The sequence below is a fragment of the Pseudomonas massiliensis genome, from assembly GCF_000826105.1.
In the GTDB taxonomy this organism is placed as follows: domain Bacteria; phylum Pseudomonadota; class Gammaproteobacteria; order Pseudomonadales; family Pseudomonadaceae; genus Aquipseudomonas; species Aquipseudomonas massiliensis.
This window is the reverse complement of the sequence record NZ_CCYK01000007.1, coordinates 739776-754917: the sequence shown is the minus strand read 5'-3', so window position 1 is coordinate 754917 and position 15142 is coordinate 739776. Positions and strand designations below refer to the sequence as shown.

Genomic DNA, 15142 nt, shown 5'->3' with positions numbered 1-15142 from the left:
ATGAAAGCCCACGCCCACTCCATGAGCCAGCGCCTGCAACGGGGCCAGCCGCCCTCCTACGAACGTTTGCAGGCCATGTGCGCCGAGGACGGCCTGCCTTCTTCAGGCAGCCCCCGCCCCTTGCATTGTGGCTGGGGCCGTCTGCTCATGGGCCACACCTGGTCCTCGCCGCAAGCCCTGGCCAGCGAGCTGCTGCAGGAAAAGCCCGGACAGCGCGATATCGCCCTGTACGTGGCCGCCCCGCAGCAAGTGCTGGCCCAGGCCCCGCAACAGCTGTTCCTCGACCCCTCCGATACCCTGCGCCTGTGGTTCAGCGACTATCGACCGGCGCAACGGATATTTCGCGGTTTCCGCATCCGCCGGGCCTGTACCGCCCATGACTGGGAGGCCATCAACCAGCTCTACCGCAAGCGCCGCATGCTTCCGGTGGATGCTGAACAGCTGACCCCGCGCCACCAGGGCGGCCCGGTCTACTGGCTGGCCGAGGATGAGACTGATGGTAGCGTGATCGGCAGCGTCATGGGATTGAACCATCGCACTGCCTTCCAGGACCCGGAAGGGGGCAGCAGCCTGTGGTGCCTGGCGGTAGACCCACGCTGCACTCGCCCTGGCGTGGGCGAAGTGCTGGTGCGCCACCTGGTGGAGCACTTCATGAGCCGGGGCCTGAGCTTCCTCGACCTGTCGGTGATGCACGACAATCGCCTGGCCAAGAACCTCTACGCCAAGCTGGGTTTTCGCACGCTGCCCACCTTCGCCATCAAGTGCAAGAACAGCATCAATCAGAAGCTCTTCCTTGGCCCGGGGCCGGCGGCGAACCTCAACCCCTACGCGCGCATCATCGTGGACGAGGCCTACCGGCGCGGCATCGATGTGCATGTGGATGACGCCGAGCACGGCCTGTTCACCCTCAGCCATGGCGGCCGGCGGATTCGCTGCCGCGAGTCCCTGTCGGACCTGACCAGCTCGATCAGCGTCATGCTGTGTCAGGACAAGAGCCTGACCCACAAGGTACTGGCCGCCGCCGGCCTGTCTCTGCCGGCCCAGCAATTGGCGGGTAGCGCCGATGACAACCAGGATTTTCTCGAAGAGCACGGCCGTATCGTGGTCAAGCCGCTGGACGGCGAACAAGGCATGGGCGTGGCCGTGGACCTGCGCACCCTCGAAGACGTGCAGACGGCCATCGAAGTGGCGCGCCAGTTCGACAGTCACGTATTGCTGGAGAGCTTCCACGAAGGGGCGGACCTGCGCATCGTGGTCATTGGCTTTGAGGTAGTGGCCGCGGCCATTCGCCGACCGGCCCAGGTGGTCGGCGATGGTCGGCACAGCGTACGCGAGCTGATCGAGGCGCAGAGCCGGCGGCGCCAGGCTGCCACCGGGGGAGAAAGCCGCATTCCACTGGACAGAGAAACCGAGCGCACGGTGCAAGCGGCAGGCCATGAATACAGCAGTATCCTGCCCGACGGGCTGACCCTGGCGGTACGCAAGACCGCCAACCTGCATACCGGCGGTCACCTGGAAGATGTCACCGACAGCCTGCATCCGGTGCTACGGGATGCGGCCATTCGCGCAGCTCGTGCCCTGGACATCCCGGTGGTGGGCCTGGACCTGCTAGTACCCGCAGCCGACCAGCCTGAGTACGTGTTCATCGAAGCCAACGAGCGGGTTGGCCTGGCCAACCATGAGCCACGGCCCACTGCGGAACGCTTCGTGGATTTGCTGTTCCCACATATACAACCGGCGCGCTAGGCGCTCTGCGCCCGCTCACGCCAGCGGGGCTGCCCGGCGGCCCGCTGACTTCGCTTGACGTATCCTGAGGAGAAGCGAGATGTCCAAGATCCCCGAACCGGATCTGAATTATCTGCGCAAGGTGCTGCTGGAGATGCTGGCCATCCCCAGCCCTACCGGATTCACCGACACCATCGTCCGTTATGTGGCCGAATGCCTGGACAGCCTTGGCATTCCTTATGAATTGACCCGTCGTGGCACCCTGCGCGCCACCTTGAAAGGCAAGCGCAACTCGCCGGACCGCGCCCTGTCCTCGCACCTGGATACGATCGGGGCCATCGTGCGCGTCATCCAGGACAACGGCCGCCTGGGGCTGGCGCCGGTGGGCTGCTGGTCCAGCCGGTTCGCCGAAGGCAGCCGCGTCAGCGTGTTCACCGATAACGGCATCGTGCGTGGCAGTGTATTGCCGCTGATGGCCTCCGGGCACGCCTTCAATACCGCCATCGACCAGATGCCCGTCACCTGGGATCACGTGGAACTGCGCCTGGATGCCTATTCGGCCACCCGTGCCGATGCTGAAGCCCTGGGTGTGAACATCGGCGACTTCGTGGCCTTCGACCCGCTGCCCGAGTTCACCGACAGCGGCCATATCAGTGCTCGTCACCTGGACGACAAGGCGGGCGTGGCCGCGGTGCTCACCGCCCTCAAGGCCATCGTGGAAAGCGGTATCGAACCGCTGATCGACTGCCACCCTCTGTTCACCATCACCGAGGAAACCGGCTCCGGCGCCGCTGGCGCGTTACCTTGGGACGTGAGCGAATTCGTGGGGGTGGATATCGCACCCGTCGCCGCCGGACAGCATTCCAGCGAACACGCTGTCAGCGTGGCCATGCAGGATTCCAGCGGCCCCTATGACTATCACCTGTCCCGCCACTTGCTGCGCCTGGCTCAAGAGCATGCCTTGCCGGTACGCCGGGACCTGTTCCGTTACTACTACAGCGACGCCCACTCGGCGGTGACCGCAGGGCACGATACCCGTACGGCATTGCTGGCCTTCGGTTGTGATGCCACCCATGGCTACGAACGCACCCACATCGATAGCCTTGCGGCCTTGAGTCGCCTGCTCGCCGCCTACATGCTCAGCCCGTCCGTGTTCGCCAGCGATGCCGACCCCGCCCATGCGTCCTTGAGCAACTTCAGCAAGCAGATCGAGCACGATGCCCATATGGAAAGCGACACCCGAGTGCCCACGGTGGAGGACATCGTTGGTAAATAGCGCCTGGCGGCTTGCCCGTTGGGGTAACCTAGGCATCGGCTTTTCAAGGTGAACCCGCTGTGCTGATTCCCTACGACCAACTCGCGCCCGATACGCTCAACCGCCTGATCGAGGATTTCGTCACCCGCGACGGCACCGACAACGGTGACGAAACCCCCTTGCAGACCCGTGTGCTACGGGTGCGCCAAGCGCTGGCCAAGCGCCAGGCGTTCATCCTGTTCGACCCCGACAGCCAGCAATGCCAACTGCTGGCCAAGCATGACGTGCCGCCCGAGCTGCTGGAGCCCTGACTCAACTGGCCAGGGTTTCCCGCCGGTCACGCTCGGCCAGCAACCGCTTGTAGATCTCGGCGCGGTGCACTTCTACTCGCCTCGGCGCTGCGATACCGAGGCGCACCTGGTTGCCGGTCACGGACAGTATCTTGATGCGGATGTCATCGCCAATGATGATTTCTTCGCCAATGGCCCGGGTCAGTACAAGCATGAGGGAGTCCTTTCAGGGGGTTAAGCCTTGAGCCTGCCCCCTGGCGTCATCAGTTTCAACGCAAAGGGCCCCGAAACCGCTCCTTGACACGCAAATTGGACACTTTCCTACAAGTTTTCGTACAAAACCGTAGATTTCCAGATCTGAACCCGCCCCCTGTGGGACCCAGCGCCAGCTGGGGAATGCCTCTTTTCCAAGCAGGGGCATTCAGCAGCTTCGCTACCTCCTACAAGCCGCCTCCTAATGAAAACAGGCGCAGGCTCAGCCACTCCAGCGCGGCCCGAACAGCACCAGGCTCGCTCCTAGCAGGCACAGCCCCACCCCCAGCCAGTCGGTGAGCAGCGGCCGCCCACGCTCGACCACCGCCAGCCAGGCAAGGGAGCTCGCGATATAGACCCCGCCATAGGCGGCGTAGGCACGGCCGGCATAGCTGGCTTCCACTCGGGTGAGCAGCAAGGCGAAACAGACCAGGCTGGCCAGGCCCGCCAAGGCCCACATGGGGCTCTTGTCCAGCCGTAGCCAAAGGTAAAAGCCGTAGCAGCCGGCAATTTCGAATACCGCTGCCAGGACGAACCACAGGTAGTTGAGCATCAGCGCCTCCGTGTCGAGCGAAGGCGCCAGCATACGTCAACCTGCGGCCTTGGCCCGCATCCTGTCGGCCATGTAAGCCATTTCGGCATACAGCGGCTCGGGGTTGCGACGCTTGCCTTCCCAGGCCTGACGGCCGGCTTCATGGGGCAGGATCATGAAAGCCTCTACCAGCACCTGCTGGTATAGGTAATCTGCGATGTCGGCGGCGCTGATCGGCGAGCTCTCCAGCAACTTGCCCACCGCAGCTTTCATTTCCGGAGTGGGGCCACGGAAAGAGTCCAGCAGGTTGGTCTGGAAGAATGATGGACAGAGCACATGCACCCGCACGCCCAGGCCGCGCAACTCCACCAGCAGGCTTTCTGAAAGCGCGACCACACCGGCCTTAGCCACGTTGTAGTTGCTCATGCCTGGCCCTTGCATCAGCGCCGCCATGGAGGCCACGTTGATGACGCGCCCCTGGCTCTGCTGGATCAGCGGCAGGAAGGCCTTGCAGCCCTTGACTACCCCCATCAGGTTGATGGACAACTGCCAGTCCCAGTCTTCCAGCGACAGCTCGGAGAAAAACCCGCCTGACGCCACTCCGGCATTGTTGACCAGCACATCCAGGCCATCGAACTGGGACTGACAGGCCTCGGCCAGGGCCGTCAGCTGGCTGTAATCGCGCACATCACAACGGCGAATGAACCCCTCGCCTCCCGCGGCCTGAACCAGGCGCAAGGTCTCTTGCAGGCGTGCCTCGTCGAGGTCGCACAGGGCCAGCCGCCACCCTTCCCTCGCCCAGCGCACGGCGATCTCACGCCCCAGGCCGGAACCGGCCCCTGTCACCATCATACGATTGCTCATGGCTGCCTCTCTTGGACTGGCGATGAGTGCCAGCCTAGCCGCGTTGCGAACTCGCTATAACGATCATCAGCGTGCTGAATGCCGGCACCGATTTGCCGGTATTTCAAACTTTTTGCGCGCTACAGGAGTCTCAAGATATGAGTGGGCAGGCTACAGGCCCACGCCAGAACGCGGTGCAGACCGCACAGGATCTTCATTCAAGGAATCCGCCATGGGCACCATACTTATCATCATCCTGATCTTGCTGCTGATCGGTGGTCTACCCGTTTTCCCGCACTCGCGCAGCTGGGGTTATGGGCCGTCCGGCATCATCGGTACCGTCCTGATCATCCTGCTGATCCTGGTGTTGCTCGGGAAGATATAGCCCTCCGGTCGTAAAAAAACGCCCCGCTCAGCGGGGCGTTTTCATTGCGCGCAAGGCTCAGTGAGAGACAGCACCGCTGGCACCGAGGCCGGTTTGCGAGCGCACGAACTGCGGATAGAACCGCGCGCGCTCTTCATCGGCCGCCTGGGATTTGTCGGTGACGGAGAAGAACCAGATGCCCACGAAGGCTACCGCGATGGAGAACAGGGCCGGATACTCGTAGGGGTAGATGGGCTTGGCGTTACCTAGGATCTGCACCCAGATGGTAGGGCCAAGGATCATCAGCCCCACCGCTGTCAGCAGGCCGAGCCAGCCGCCGATCATGGCGCCGCGGGTGGTGAGCTTCTTCCAGTACATCGAGAGCAGCAGCACCGGGAAGTTGCAACTGGCGGCGATGGAGAACGCCAGGCCGACCATGAAGGCAATGTTCTGCTTCTCGAACAGAATGCCCAGGCCGATGGCCAGCACCCCCAAGGCCACGGTGGTCATCTTCGAAACGCGGATCTCGTCCTTCTCGTTGGCGTTGCCTTTCTTGATCACCGAAGCGTAGAGGTCGTGAGAGACCGCCGAGGCACCGGCCAGGGTCAGCCCTGCCACCACCGCCAGGATGGTGGCGAAGGCTACTGCGGAGATGAAGCCCAGGAACACACTACCGCCCACGGCATTGGCCAGGTGCACCGCCGCCATGTTGTTGCCGCCCAGAAGGCCGCCGGTGGCGTCCTTGAACTCAGGGTTGGTGCTTACCAGCAAGATGGCGCCAAAGCCGATGATGAAGGTAAGGATGTAGAAGTAGCCGATGAAGCCGGTGGCATAGAGCACGCTCTTGCGCGCTTCCTTGGCATCACTCACGGTGAAGAAGCGCATCAGGATGTGTGGCAAGCCCGCCGTGCCGAACATCAGTGCCAGGCCGAGGGAAAACGCGGAGATCGGGTCTTTCACCAGCCCGCCGGGGCTCATGATCGCTTCGCCCTTGGGGTGTACCTTGATCGCTTCGGAGAACAGGGTATTGAAGTCGAAGCCGACGTGCTTCATCACCATCAGCGCCATGAAGCTGGCGCCGGACAGCAACAGCACGGCCTTGATGATCTGTACCCAGGTGGTGGCGAGCATGCCGCCGAAGAGCACGTACAGGCACATCAGGATGCCTACCAGGACCACCGCTACGTTGTAGTCCAGGCCGAACAGCAGCTGGATCAGCTTGCCGGCACCGACCATCTGGGCGATCAGGTAGAACGCAACCACCACCAGCGACCCGCAGGCCGAGAGGGTGCGGATTTCCTTCTGCTTGAGACGATAGGACGCCACGTCCGCGAAGGTGTACTTGCCCAGGTTGCGCAAGCGTTCGGCAATCAGGAAGAGAATGATCGGCCAGCCCACCAGGAAGCCGATGGAGTAGATCAGCCCGTCGTAGCCGGAGCTGAACACCAGGGCCGAGATGCCGAGGAAGGAAGCGGCGGACATGTAGTCGCCGGCGATGGCCAGCCCGTTCTGGAAGCCCGTGATACGGCCACCCGCGGCGTAGTAGTCCGAGGCGGATTTGCTACGCTTGGAAGCCCAGTACGTGATGCCGAGGGTGGCGGCAACGAATGCCACGAACATGACGATCGCCGCCACGTTCAAGGGTTGCTTCTGTACGGCCCCGGTGAGGGCGTCGGCTGCCATCGCCGCGGGCGTCAGTGCCAGCCCGGCGAACAGGCCCAGCAGGCGGCGGCTCATGGCTGCACCTCCTTGAGCAGGGCGCGGTTCATGTCATCGAATTCGCCATTGGCGCGGCGCACATAGATGCCTGTGAGTACGAAAGCGGAAAGGATCAGGCCGATCCCCAGCGGAATACCCCAGGTGATGGACGACCCTTCGCTCAAGCGAGCCCCCAGCAGATGCGGCCCATAGGCGATGAGCAGGATGAACGCGGCGTAGAGGCCGAGCATGATGGCTGAAAGTATCCAGGCGAAGCGCTCTCGCCTGGCTACCAGCTCCTTGAATCGCGGGTTGTTCTGTATTGCCAGATAGATGCTGTCGTTCATTGTTTTTGTCTCCGCAGCACGGTTTGAGTGGAACCTTAGCCACTTTAGGCCTCGTGTCGCGGAACCATAGACGACCTTAGTCGTAAAGGGGGCTTCCGAATGGTGGCTTTCAAAGGCCAACCATTCCCCAGCTGCCGCTGGGTCCCACGGGGTAGGAGGCAGCGCAGCTGCCGAATGGTGGCTTTCAAAGGCCAATCATTCCCCAGCTGCCGCTGGGTCCTACGGGGTAGGAGGCAGCGCAGCTGCCGAATGGTGGCTTTCAAAGGCCAACCATTCCCCAGCTGCCGCTGGGTCCCACAGGGTAGAAGGCAGCGCAGTTGCCGAATAGTAGGTTTCAAAGGCCAACCCTTCTCCAGCTGCCGCTGGGTCCCACAGGGTAGGAGGCAGCGCAGCTGCCGAATGGTGGCTTCCAAAGGCCAACCATTCCCCAGCTGCCGCTGGGTCCCACAGCACAGGCTATCTAGCCGTCCACTCCTTCACCCGCTCGGGATGGGCCGCGACCCAGGCCTTGGCTGCCTCCTCCGGCTTCTTGCCGTTCTGGATTTCCAGCATCACCCCGCCGATTTCATCGGCATCCTTCCAGGTGAAGCGCTTGAGAAAGGCCGCCACCTCCGGCGCCTTGGTCTCCAACTGCTTGCTGCCCACGCTGTCCACGTGCTCGGCCGCGCCATAGACCCCTTTCGGGTCTTCCAGGAAGCGCAACTTCCACTTGGCGAACATCCAGTGGGGCACCCAACCCGTGACGGCCACGGATTGCTGCTTGTCATAGGCGCGGCCCAGCTCGGAGGTCATGGCGGCGCCGGAACTGGCTTGCAACTTGTAGCCCTCCAGCCCGTAATCCTTGATCGCCTGGTCGGTCTTGAGCATTACTCCGGAGCCCGCGTCTATGCCAACGATCTTTTTGCCGAAGCTGGCATCGGTGTTCAGGTCCGCAATGCTCTTTGCCTTGACGTACTCCGGTACGATCAGGCCGATCTTGGCATCATTGAAGTTGGGGCCGTAGTCCACCACCTTGTCCTTGTTCTTCTCCCAATAGTCGCCATGGGTGACGGGCAGCCAGGCGGAAAGCATCAGGTCCAGCTTGCCGGTGGCAACCCCCTGCCACATGATGCCGGTAGCCACGGGCATGAGCTTCACGTCATAACCCAACTGCTGCTTGATCACCTCGGCCGCGACGAAGGTCGTGGCCACGCTGTCGGACCAGCCATCCACGTAGCCGATGCTCAGCTCTGTCTTGGCATTGGCCAGGCCCGAGCCCATCGCCAGCAGCAAAGCCGCCCCTGCTCCCCACAGTGTTCGCGCTTTCATGGTCGCTCCTAATCAGGTTGCCCGGCCCATCCGCCGGGCCTGTTGTATTGGCATGGCGCAGGTTACCCGGCACTGCGCTCCAATGGTGCGAACGCGGTGCCTGCCCACGGCCGGCAGTGCCGGCAAGGCTGATCATCGGCTTGCGCGGCCTCGCTGCCGGTTCTGAGTGCGACCTGCAGACGGCCGTGCGCGACAACGCTTAGGCCACTCACCCGCCGTTGCGCTTGCGCCAGCCCGTTCCTTGCATGGCCAAGCGTGTTCAGGCCCGCTGGCACAGCGTAAGATCGGCGCATTCACTGCCGCTTGGCCTGCCCATGCTCTCCGCTTATTCCCGCCTCTGGTCCCTGTATGGTCTTTCCCTCGCCCTGGCCTGTAGTGCCATGCTCGCTTTCTGGTATGTCCAGGGCCGGTCGGTGGCACTGCCCGACGCGGTGCCCATGGGCCAGCGCTTGCAATGCGCGTCCTATTCCCCTTTCGGCAAAGACCAATCGCCCTTCGAGCAGCCGCTAAGCATTCGCCCCGCGCAGCTTGAACAGGATCTTGCGCTGCTCAGCCAACAGTTCAGCTGCCTGCGCACCTATTCAATGACCGGACTCGAGGGCCTGCCGGCACTGGCGCGACAGCATGGCCTGACGCTCATGCTGGGCGCCTGGGTGAACAACAACCCGGCCGACACCCAGAAAGAACTGGACGCTTTGGTTGCCGCGGCCAATGCCAACCCGGATGTCGTCAGCGCGGTAATCGTCGGCAATGAGGTACTGCTGCGCAAGGAAGCCACGGGCGAGCGCATGGTCGAACTAGTGCGCCAGGTCAAGGCACGGGTGAAGCAGCCCGTCACCTACGCGGACGTGTGGGAATACTGGACGCTGTACCCTCAGGTGGCGCCCGAAGTGGACTTCATCACCCTGCACCTGCTGCCGTACTGGGAGGACCTGCCCCACCCCGTGGCTACCGCCTTAGACCATGTCCGGGCCATTCACGATGATTTCGTCGAGCGCTACGGGCCCAAGCCGGTGTTCATTGGCGAAACCGGCTGGCCGAGTCAGGGCAGACGGCGGGAAACGGCCGAGCCCAGTCCGCTCGACCAGGCGCGCTTCGTGCGCGGCTTCGTGCAAATGGCTGAACGCTTGGGCTGGCGCTACAACCTCATCGAAGCCATCGACCAGCCCTGGAAGCGCAACAACGAGGGCGCCGTGGGTGGCTACTGGGGCATGCTCGATGCCGACCGCCAGGACAAGGGCGTGTTGTTCGGCCCGGTGAGCAATGAGCCTCATTGGCGGGGCTGGCTGGCGCTGGCCGCGGTGATACTGGCGCTCACCCTGGCCATGGCTGGCCGACCACGCTCGCCCAGGGCCGCGGTGAGCCTGCCCTGGCTGGGCGCTTTGGCGGGTGCCTGCCTGGCGTTATGGATACGTCAGGCCTGGATAGAGGCACGTTTCCCCGGCGAATGGGCCTGGGCAGCAGGCCTGGCCGGGCTTACCCTGGCCTTGCTGATAGACGCGAGCCTGACCCTGGGCACCCCGCGGGGCTGGCGCCGGCCAATCGCCAAGGGGTTCGAAGCCTGGCATGGGCGGCTGGCCTTGGCCGCCGGGTTCGCCATCGCCGTGGAAACGCTATGGATGGTATTCGACCCGCGCTATCGCAGTTTCGCTACCGCGGGCCTGCTGCTGCCCGCGCTGCTCTTGGCGTGGCGGCCGGCCAGCTTGCCGCTGCCGACCGCGCGGTTGCTAACAGCCATCTGCGTGGTCGGCATTCCTCTTCAACTGACGCGCGAAAGCTGGCAGAACCCCTATGCCTGGGGCTGGGCCATGGTGGTAGCGGTCATGGCCTGGACGCTGGGCCGTGGGCTTCGCGCCCATCAGGCCTGACGATTCGCAACCCGGCCAGTACCACGGCCACGGCCGCCAGCGAGGCCGTGTACAGCACCAGGCCGGGAATGGCGCTGGCCAGGCCCAGGCCCGCCGACCATCGGCCACGCCGACCACCAAGGGCCCAGCCAACACCTGCCAGGAGCAAGCCTGCCCAAGGCAGCACGCCCCAGTGGATCACCAGCCCCAGGCCTGCCCGAGCCTGGCAGGCCCAGACGCCAGGGTCCGCGGCACATCGCCCTATCCAGGCAGTGTGCTCCATCAGGCCATAGCGCACGGCATAGGCGGCCCCAACCCACAGGCAGAGCAGGAGCAACGCGAACGCGGCTTTCGAAGAGAATTTCAAGAGCAGGTTTCCTTCTACCCGCGCCCTATGGGCAATATGAGCGACAACTAGCACAAAACGACAGAAAGTCTCTACATACCGAAGCCTTAATCGGTGTATCGTCTCGCATCCGCGCCCCTGTGCCGTTGCGTTCGAAAAACTTTTCCGAGGCTTGGCAACTCGCCATCATGGCGATTGTCTAGTCAGCATCTCGCCGTCAGGAAACATCACATGCTTCGATCATTGCGCCTCGCTGCCTTGTTGGGCGGCCTCTTCATGAGTGCGTACTCGGTGGCCAAGGACATTGACCCGGCCACGTACGGGTTTCCATTGACCAACCCGTTCGAGGCGACCATCGCCTCCACCCCGCCTGACCTGCGGCCCAAGCTGCCCCTGGACGACGACATCGACCAGGCCGACTACACGCTGAACATCCGCCCCGAGCGTGAGTTCATCCTGCCGGACAACTTCTGGCCGGTGAAGAAGCTGCGCTACCGCCTGGCCGAGCAGGACCACGCCGCTCCGCTGATTTTCCTGATCGCTGGCACGGGCGCGGCCTACAACAGCACGCTGAACGAATACCTGAAAAAGCTGTTCTACCAGGCCGGCTACCATGTGGTGCAGCTGTCCTCGCCCACCAGCTACGACTTCATGAGCGCTGCCTCGCGCTTCGCCACACCCGGCATCAGCAGCGAGGACGCCGAGGATCTGTATCGGGTGATGCAGAGCGTGCGGGCCCAGCACCCCAAGCTGCCGGTGACCGACTACTACCTCACCGGCTACAGCCTGGGCGGGCTGGATGCAGCCTTCGTCAGCAAGCTGGACGAAACGCGACGCAGCTTCAACTTCAAGAAAGTGCTGCTGCTCAACCCGCCGGTCAACCTGTACACGTCCATCAACAACCTGGACAAGCTCACCCAGACCGAAGTGAAGGGCATCAATAACAGCACCACGTTCTATGAGCTGGTGCTCAAAAAGCTGACCCGCTACTTCCAGCAGAAAGGCTACATCGACCTCAACGAAGCCTTGCTGTATGACTTCCAGCAGTCCAAGCAGCACCTCACCAACGAACAGATGGCCATGCTGATCGGCGTGTCCTTCCGCTTCTCCGCCGCCGACATTGCCTTCACTTCGGACCTGATCAACCGTCGCGGGCTGATCATCCCGCCCAAGTACCCGATCCGCGAAGGCACCAGCCTCACGGACTTCATGCGCGTGGCGATGCAGTGTGACTTCGACTGCTACATGACCGAACAGGTGATCCCCATGTGGCGGGCGCGCACCGATGGCGGCAGCGTGTTGCAGCTGATCGACCAGGTAAGCCTCTATGGTTTGAAGGATTATCTGCAGAACAGCAGCAAGATCGCCGTCATGCATAACGCCGACGACGTGATCCTGGGCCCTGGCGACATCGGCTTCCTGCGCAAGACCTTTGGCGAGCGGCTGACCCTGTACCCTTACGGCGGTCATTGCGGCAACCTCAACTACCGAGTCAACAGCGACGCAATTCTGGAGTTCTTCCGTGGTTAAACAAGCCCTGCTCATTGCCGCCCTGCTGTGCGCAGGGGCAGCCCAGGCCGATGATGGCCGGAACCCGACTGACCCGGATGGCTTCAAGGAGCCGCTCAAGCAGCTCAAGTTCAACCCTGGCCTGGACCAGCGCGAGTTCGAGCGCTCCACGCTCACCGCGTTGAATGTCTATGACCCGCTGGAATCGTGGAACCGTCGCGTCTACCACTTCAACTACCGCTTCGACGAGTGGGTATTCCTCCCCGTGGTGCGTGGGTATCGCTATATCACCCCAAGCTTCGTGCGCACGGGTGTCAGCAATTTCTTCAACAACCTGGGCGATGTGAGCAACCTGCTCAACGCCGCACTCCAGCTCAAGGGCAAGCGCTCCCTGGACATTACCGGACGCCTGTTGGTCAACACCACCCTGGGCGTTGCCGGCCTGTGGGATCCGGCCACTCATTTCGGGTTGCCGCGCCAGACCGAAGACTTCGGCCAGACCCTGGGCTACTACGGCGTACCGGAAGGCCCCTACGTAGTGTTGCCGATCTTCGGCCCGTCCAACCTGCGGGACACCACCGGCCTGATCACGGACTTCGCTGCCGAGTCTCAGATCAACTTCCTCAACGTGTCCGAGGAAAGCGGGCGCCACCCGGAAATCCTCCTGCTGCGCGCCGTGGATCGCCGCTACACCACCAGCTTCCGCTATGGGCAGCTGAACTCGCCGTTCGAGTATGAAAAGGTGCGTTACGTCTATACCGAAGCCCGCAAATTGCAGATCAACGAGTAGCCTGGCCTGTGGGAGGCCGCTCACCGGGGCCTCGCTGGCTGGCGCTAGCTCCCACAGGAACGGATTCATCGAATTCCCTGATCATCACCTGCCGAAAAACTCACCCATTTTCCCGCGCGAGGGGCCTACCATGGCCCCATCGCTGCTGGAGCTTCCCTAATGCCCGAATTTCGCAAGATCCTTGACATCCACCGTGGTCAGGCCACTTCCGACGGCGCCGGCGTACGGCTGCTGCGTATCCTTGGCGGGCCGGGCATCGAGCGTTTCGATCCCTTCCTGATGCTCGACGAGTTCGGTTCCAACGATCCTGACGACTATATCGCCGGCTTCCCGCCGCATCCGCATCGTGGCTTCGAAACCGTGACCTACATGCTCGAGGGGCGTATGCGTCACGAAGACCATATGGGGAACGTCGGGCTGCTGGGCAGCGGTGGCGTGCAATGGATGACCGCCGCCCGTGGGGTGATCCACAGCGAAATGCCGGAACAGGAAGAAGGGGTGATGCGCGGTTTCCAGCTATGGCTGAACCTGCCGGCCAAGACCAAGCTGAGCGACGCCGCCTATGAGGACATTCCCCCGGCACGCATCCCTCGTGTACAAACCCGCGAGGGCGTTACCGCGGTCGTGATCGCTGGCACCTTCGACGACGGTACCCTGCGTCAGCCGGGCGCGGTCCAGCGGCCGGACACCGAGCCGCTCTACCTGGACATTCACCTCCCCCCGGGTGCGTCCGTCTCACCTCGTGTGGCGCAGGGGCATCGGGCCTTGCTGTACATTTATGAAGGCGCCCTGGGCCTCGAAGGCCATGCTGCCCCGATCGAAGCCGGGCACCTAGCCAGGCTCTCCGACACAGGCGAGGTGCGCCTGACCAGCGAAACGGGGGCGCGGGTGCTGCTCATCGCGGGCAAGCCGCTGAACGAACCCATCGTGCAGTACGGCCCGTTCGTGATGAATACCCGGGAAGAAATCGAACAGGCGATGCGGGACTTCCACGCCAACAGGCTCACCGCCTGAGTCGGCTCAGCGCTTCGGATAGAGCCGCGGCGTGCCTTCGGGCGGTGACTTGAAGCGCCGGTGGGTCCAGAGGTATTGCTCGGGGCATTCACGAATGGCCTGTTCCACCCACTGATTGATCCGCAGGCAGTCTTCCTCCACTGTCTCGGCCGGGAAATCGGCCAAGGGCGGATGCACCACCAGGCGATAGCCACTGCCATCCGCCAGGCGTACCTGGGTAAAGGGAATCACGCGCGCCTTGCCAAGCCGCGCGAAGGTACTGGTTGCGGTCACGGTGGCCGCGGGAATGCCGAACAGCGGCACGAACACGCTCTGCTTGGCGCCGTAGTCCTGGTCGGGCGCATACCAGATCGCCCGCCCCTTGCGCAGCAGCTTCATCATGCCGCGCACGTCCTCGCGCTCGACCGCCAGGGCATCCTGGTTATGCCGCTCGCGCCCGCGACGCTGGACGTAGTCGAACACCGGGTTACCATGCTCGCGGTACATGCCGTCGATGGTGTGATGCTGGCCGAGCAAGGCAGCGCCAATTTCCAGGGTCGTGAAATGCGCAGCCATCAGGATGGCTCCCTCCGCGGCTGCCTGAGCCTGGCGCAGGTGTTCCAAGCCTTCGATCTTCGCCAGGCGCGCCAAGCGAGCCTTGGGCCACCACCAGCTCATGGCCATTTCGAAGAAGGCGATGCCGGTGGAGCGGAAGTTTTCCCGCAGCAAGCGCGCGCGCTCCTGGCGGGAGAGCTCGGGAAAACACAATTCAAGGTTTCGTGCGGCAATCATGCGTCTATCGGTGGCGAACACTCCCATTGCCCGCCCCAGCAGGCCGCCTATGCGCAGGAGTACCGGGTAAGGCAGTTGTACCGTCAGCCAGAGCAACCCCAACCCCAGCCACAATGGCCAATGACGGGGGTGAAGAAAGGCGCGGCGAAACGACGGTCGTGGCATGGGCATATCCGGCAGTGACAAAGGGCGGCATTCTACATGGGTTGCGCCCGGCTTGCGGCTGGCAAGCGTTCTCGCTATAAGTCACG

The 15142-nt window shown here is 63.2% G+C and carries 16 protein-coding genes; 8 read left to right on the top strand and 8 right to left on the bottom strand.

Features of this window, described 5'->3' with window-relative positions:
* From ngg to BN1188_RS14330, 3 genes are all read left to right on the top strand, one after another.
* On the top strand, positions 1-1746 hold the full coding sequence (gene ngg / locus BN1188_RS14340; RefSeq protein WP_040262125.1) for an N-acetylglutaminylglutamine synthetase: 1746 nt from the start codon (positions 1-3) through the stop codon (positions 1744-1746).
* Positions 1747-1825: 79 nt separating this feature from the next.
* The gene (locus tag BN1188_RS14335) at positions 1826-3001 is read left to right on the top strand and encodes an osmoprotectant NAGGN system M42 family peptidase (RefSeq protein ID WP_040262124.1); all 1176 of its coding nucleotides are present in this window, start codon (positions 1826-1828) and stop codon (positions 2999-3001) included.
* 59 nt (positions 3002-3060) lie between these two features.
* Positions 3061-3291: a YheU family protein gene (locus BN1188_RS14330; protein WP_040262123.1), complete on the top strand. Its 231-nt coding sequence runs from the start codon at positions 3061-3063 to the stop codon at positions 3289-3291.
* Between the two features lies 1 nt (position 3292).
* Here the strand turns inward: BN1188_RS14330 and csrA are convergent, their stop codons facing one another.
* The 3 genes from csrA to BN1188_RS14315 all read right to left on the bottom strand — a co-directional run bounded on the left by csrA (position 3293) and on the right by BN1188_RS14315 (position 4918).
* Positions 3293-3484: a carbon storage regulator CsrA gene (gene csrA, locus BN1188_RS14325; protein WP_040262122.1), complete on the bottom strand. Its 192-nt coding sequence runs from the start codon at positions 3482-3484 to the stop codon at positions 3293-3295.
* A 261-nt stretch (positions 3485-3745) separates the two neighbouring features.
* Entirely contained in the window at positions 3746-4075 is a 330-nt protein-coding gene (locus tag BN1188_RS14320) for a YnfA family protein (RefSeq protein ID WP_040263976.1), read from the bottom strand.
* A gap of 36 nt (positions 4076-4111) precedes the next feature.
* Positions 4112-4918 (bottom strand): SDR family oxidoreductase, encoded by an 807-nt coding sequence (locus BN1188_RS14315; RefSeq protein WP_040262121.1) that lies wholly within the window; start codon positions 4916-4918, stop codon positions 4112-4114.
* 211 nt (positions 4919-5129) lie between these two features.
* On the opposite strand from BN1188_RS14315, the gene BN1188_RS14310 reads away from it, so the two are divergent.
* On the top strand, positions 5130-5282 hold the full coding sequence (locus BN1188_RS14310) for a DUF3309 family protein (RefSeq protein ID WP_040262120.1): 153 nt from the start codon (positions 5130-5132) through the stop codon (positions 5280-5282).
* Positions 5283-5339: 57 nt separating this feature from the next.
* Here the strand turns inward: BN1188_RS14310 and BN1188_RS14305 are convergent, their stop codons facing one another.
* From BN1188_RS14305 to BN1188_RS14295, 3 genes are all read right to left on the bottom strand, one after another.
* Entirely contained in the window at positions 5340-6998 is a 1659-nt protein-coding gene (locus BN1188_RS14305; RefSeq protein WP_040262119.1) for a cation acetate symporter, read from the bottom strand.
* Complete coding sequence (locus tag BN1188_RS14300; RefSeq protein WP_040262118.1) at positions 6995-7306, bottom strand: DUF485 domain-containing protein; 312 nt, start codon at positions 7304-7306, stop codon at positions 6995-6997. The genes BN1188_RS14305 and BN1188_RS14300 overlap by 4 nt, the downstream gene beginning before the upstream one ends.
* A gap of 456 nt (positions 7307-7762) precedes the next feature.
* Positions 7763-8614 (bottom strand): glycine betaine ABC transporter substrate-binding protein, encoded by an 852-nt coding sequence (locus BN1188_RS14295; protein WP_040262117.1) that lies wholly within the window; start codon positions 8612-8614, stop codon positions 7763-7765.
* 314 nt (positions 8615-8928) lie between these two features.
* On the opposite strand from BN1188_RS14295, the gene BN1188_RS14290 reads away from it, so the two are divergent.
* The gene (locus BN1188_RS14290) at positions 8929-10482 is read left to right on the top strand and encodes a glycoside hydrolase family 17 protein (protein ID WP_408633625.1); all 1554 of its coding nucleotides are present in this window, start codon (positions 8929-8931) and stop codon (positions 10480-10482) included.
* Here BN1188_RS14290 and BN1188_RS14285 read toward each other — a convergent pair.
* Positions 10436-10828 carry a hypothetical protein gene (locus BN1188_RS14285; protein ID WP_040262116.1) on the bottom strand — a complete coding sequence of 131 codons (393 nt, stop codon included), beginning with the start codon at positions 10826-10828 and terminating at the stop codon, positions 10436-10438. The two genes, BN1188_RS14290 and BN1188_RS14285, sit on opposite strands and share 47 nt — an antisense overlap.
* Before the next feature lie 210 nt (positions 10829-11038).
* Between BN1188_RS14285 and BN1188_RS14280 the strand changes: the two genes are divergently transcribed.
* The 3 genes from BN1188_RS14280 to BN1188_RS14270 all read left to right on the top strand — a co-directional run bounded on the left by BN1188_RS14280 (position 11039) and on the right by BN1188_RS14270 (position 14120).
* Positions 11039-12337, top strand: a complete 1299-nt coding sequence (locus BN1188_RS14280) for an alpha/beta fold hydrolase family protein (RefSeq protein WP_040262115.1) — start codon at positions 11039-11041, stop codon at positions 12335-12337.
* Positions 12330-13106, top strand: coding sequence for an MlaA family lipoprotein (locus BN1188_RS14275; protein WP_040262114.1), 777 nt, complete (start codon positions 12330-12332; stop codon positions 13104-13106). Before BN1188_RS14280 ends, BN1188_RS14275 begins: the two co-directional genes overlap by 8 nt.
* A 159-nt stretch (positions 13107-13265) precedes the next feature.
* Positions 13266-14120, top strand: a complete 855-nt coding sequence (locus BN1188_RS14270; RefSeq protein ID WP_040262113.1) for a pirin family protein — start codon at positions 13266-13268, stop codon at positions 14118-14120.
* Positions 14121-14126: 6 nt separating this feature from the next.
* On the opposite strand, the gene BN1188_RS14265 is transcribed toward BN1188_RS14270, so the two are convergent.
* Entirely contained in the window at positions 14127-15056 is a 930-nt protein-coding gene (locus tag BN1188_RS14265; protein ID WP_040262112.1) for a lipid A biosynthesis lauroyl acyltransferase, read from the bottom strand.
* Positions 15057-15142 lie beyond the last annotated feature (86 nt).

Coding starts and splice junctions, on each gene's coding strand:
- ngg (WP_040262125.1), top strand. CDS start 1: ATGAAAGCCCACGCCCACTCCATGAGCCAGCGCCTGCAACGGGGCCAG.
- BN1188_RS14335 (WP_040262124.1), top strand. CDS start 1,826: ATGTCCAAGATCCCCGAACCGGATCTGAATTATCTGCGCAAGGTGCTG.
- csrA (WP_040262122.1), bottom strand. CDS start 3,484: ATGCTTGTACTGACCCGGGCCATTGGCGAAGAAATCATCATTGGCGAT.
- BN1188_RS14320 (WP_040263976.1), bottom strand. CDS start 4,075: ATGCTCAACTACCTGTGGTTCGTCCTGGCAGCGGTATTCGAAATTGCC.
- BN1188_RS14315 (WP_040262121.1), bottom strand. CDS start 4,918: ATGAGCAATCGTATGATGGTGACAGGGGCCGGTTCCGGCCTGGGGCGT.
- BN1188_RS14310 (WP_040262120.1), top strand. CDS start 5,130: ATGGGCACCATACTTATCATCATCCTGATCTTGCTGCTGATCGGTGGT.
- BN1188_RS14305 (WP_040262119.1), bottom strand. CDS start 6,998: ATGAGCCGCCGCCTGCTGGGCCTGTTCGCCGGGCTGGCACTGACGCCC.
- BN1188_RS14300 (WP_040262118.1), bottom strand. CDS start 7,306: ATGAACGACAGCATCTATCTGGCAATACAGAACAACCCGCGATTCAAG.
- BN1188_RS14295 (WP_040262117.1), bottom strand. CDS start 8,614: ATGAAAGCGCGAACACTGTGGGGAGCAGGGGCGGCTTTGCTGCTGGCG.
- BN1188_RS14290 (WP_408633625.1), top strand. CDS start 8,929: ATGCTCTCCGCTTATTCCCGCCTCTGGTCCCTGTATGGTCTTTCCCTC.
- BN1188_RS14280 (WP_040262115.1), top strand. CDS start 11,039: ATGCTTCGATCATTGCGCCTCGCTGCCTTGTTGGGCGGCCTCTTCATG.
- BN1188_RS14270 (WP_040262113.1), top strand. CDS start 13,266: ATGCCCGAATTTCGCAAGATCCTTGACATCCACCGTGGTCAGGCCACT.
- BN1188_RS14265 (WP_040262112.1), bottom strand. CDS start 15,056: ATGCCACGACCGTCGTTTCGCCGCGCCTTTCTTCACCCCCGTCATTGG.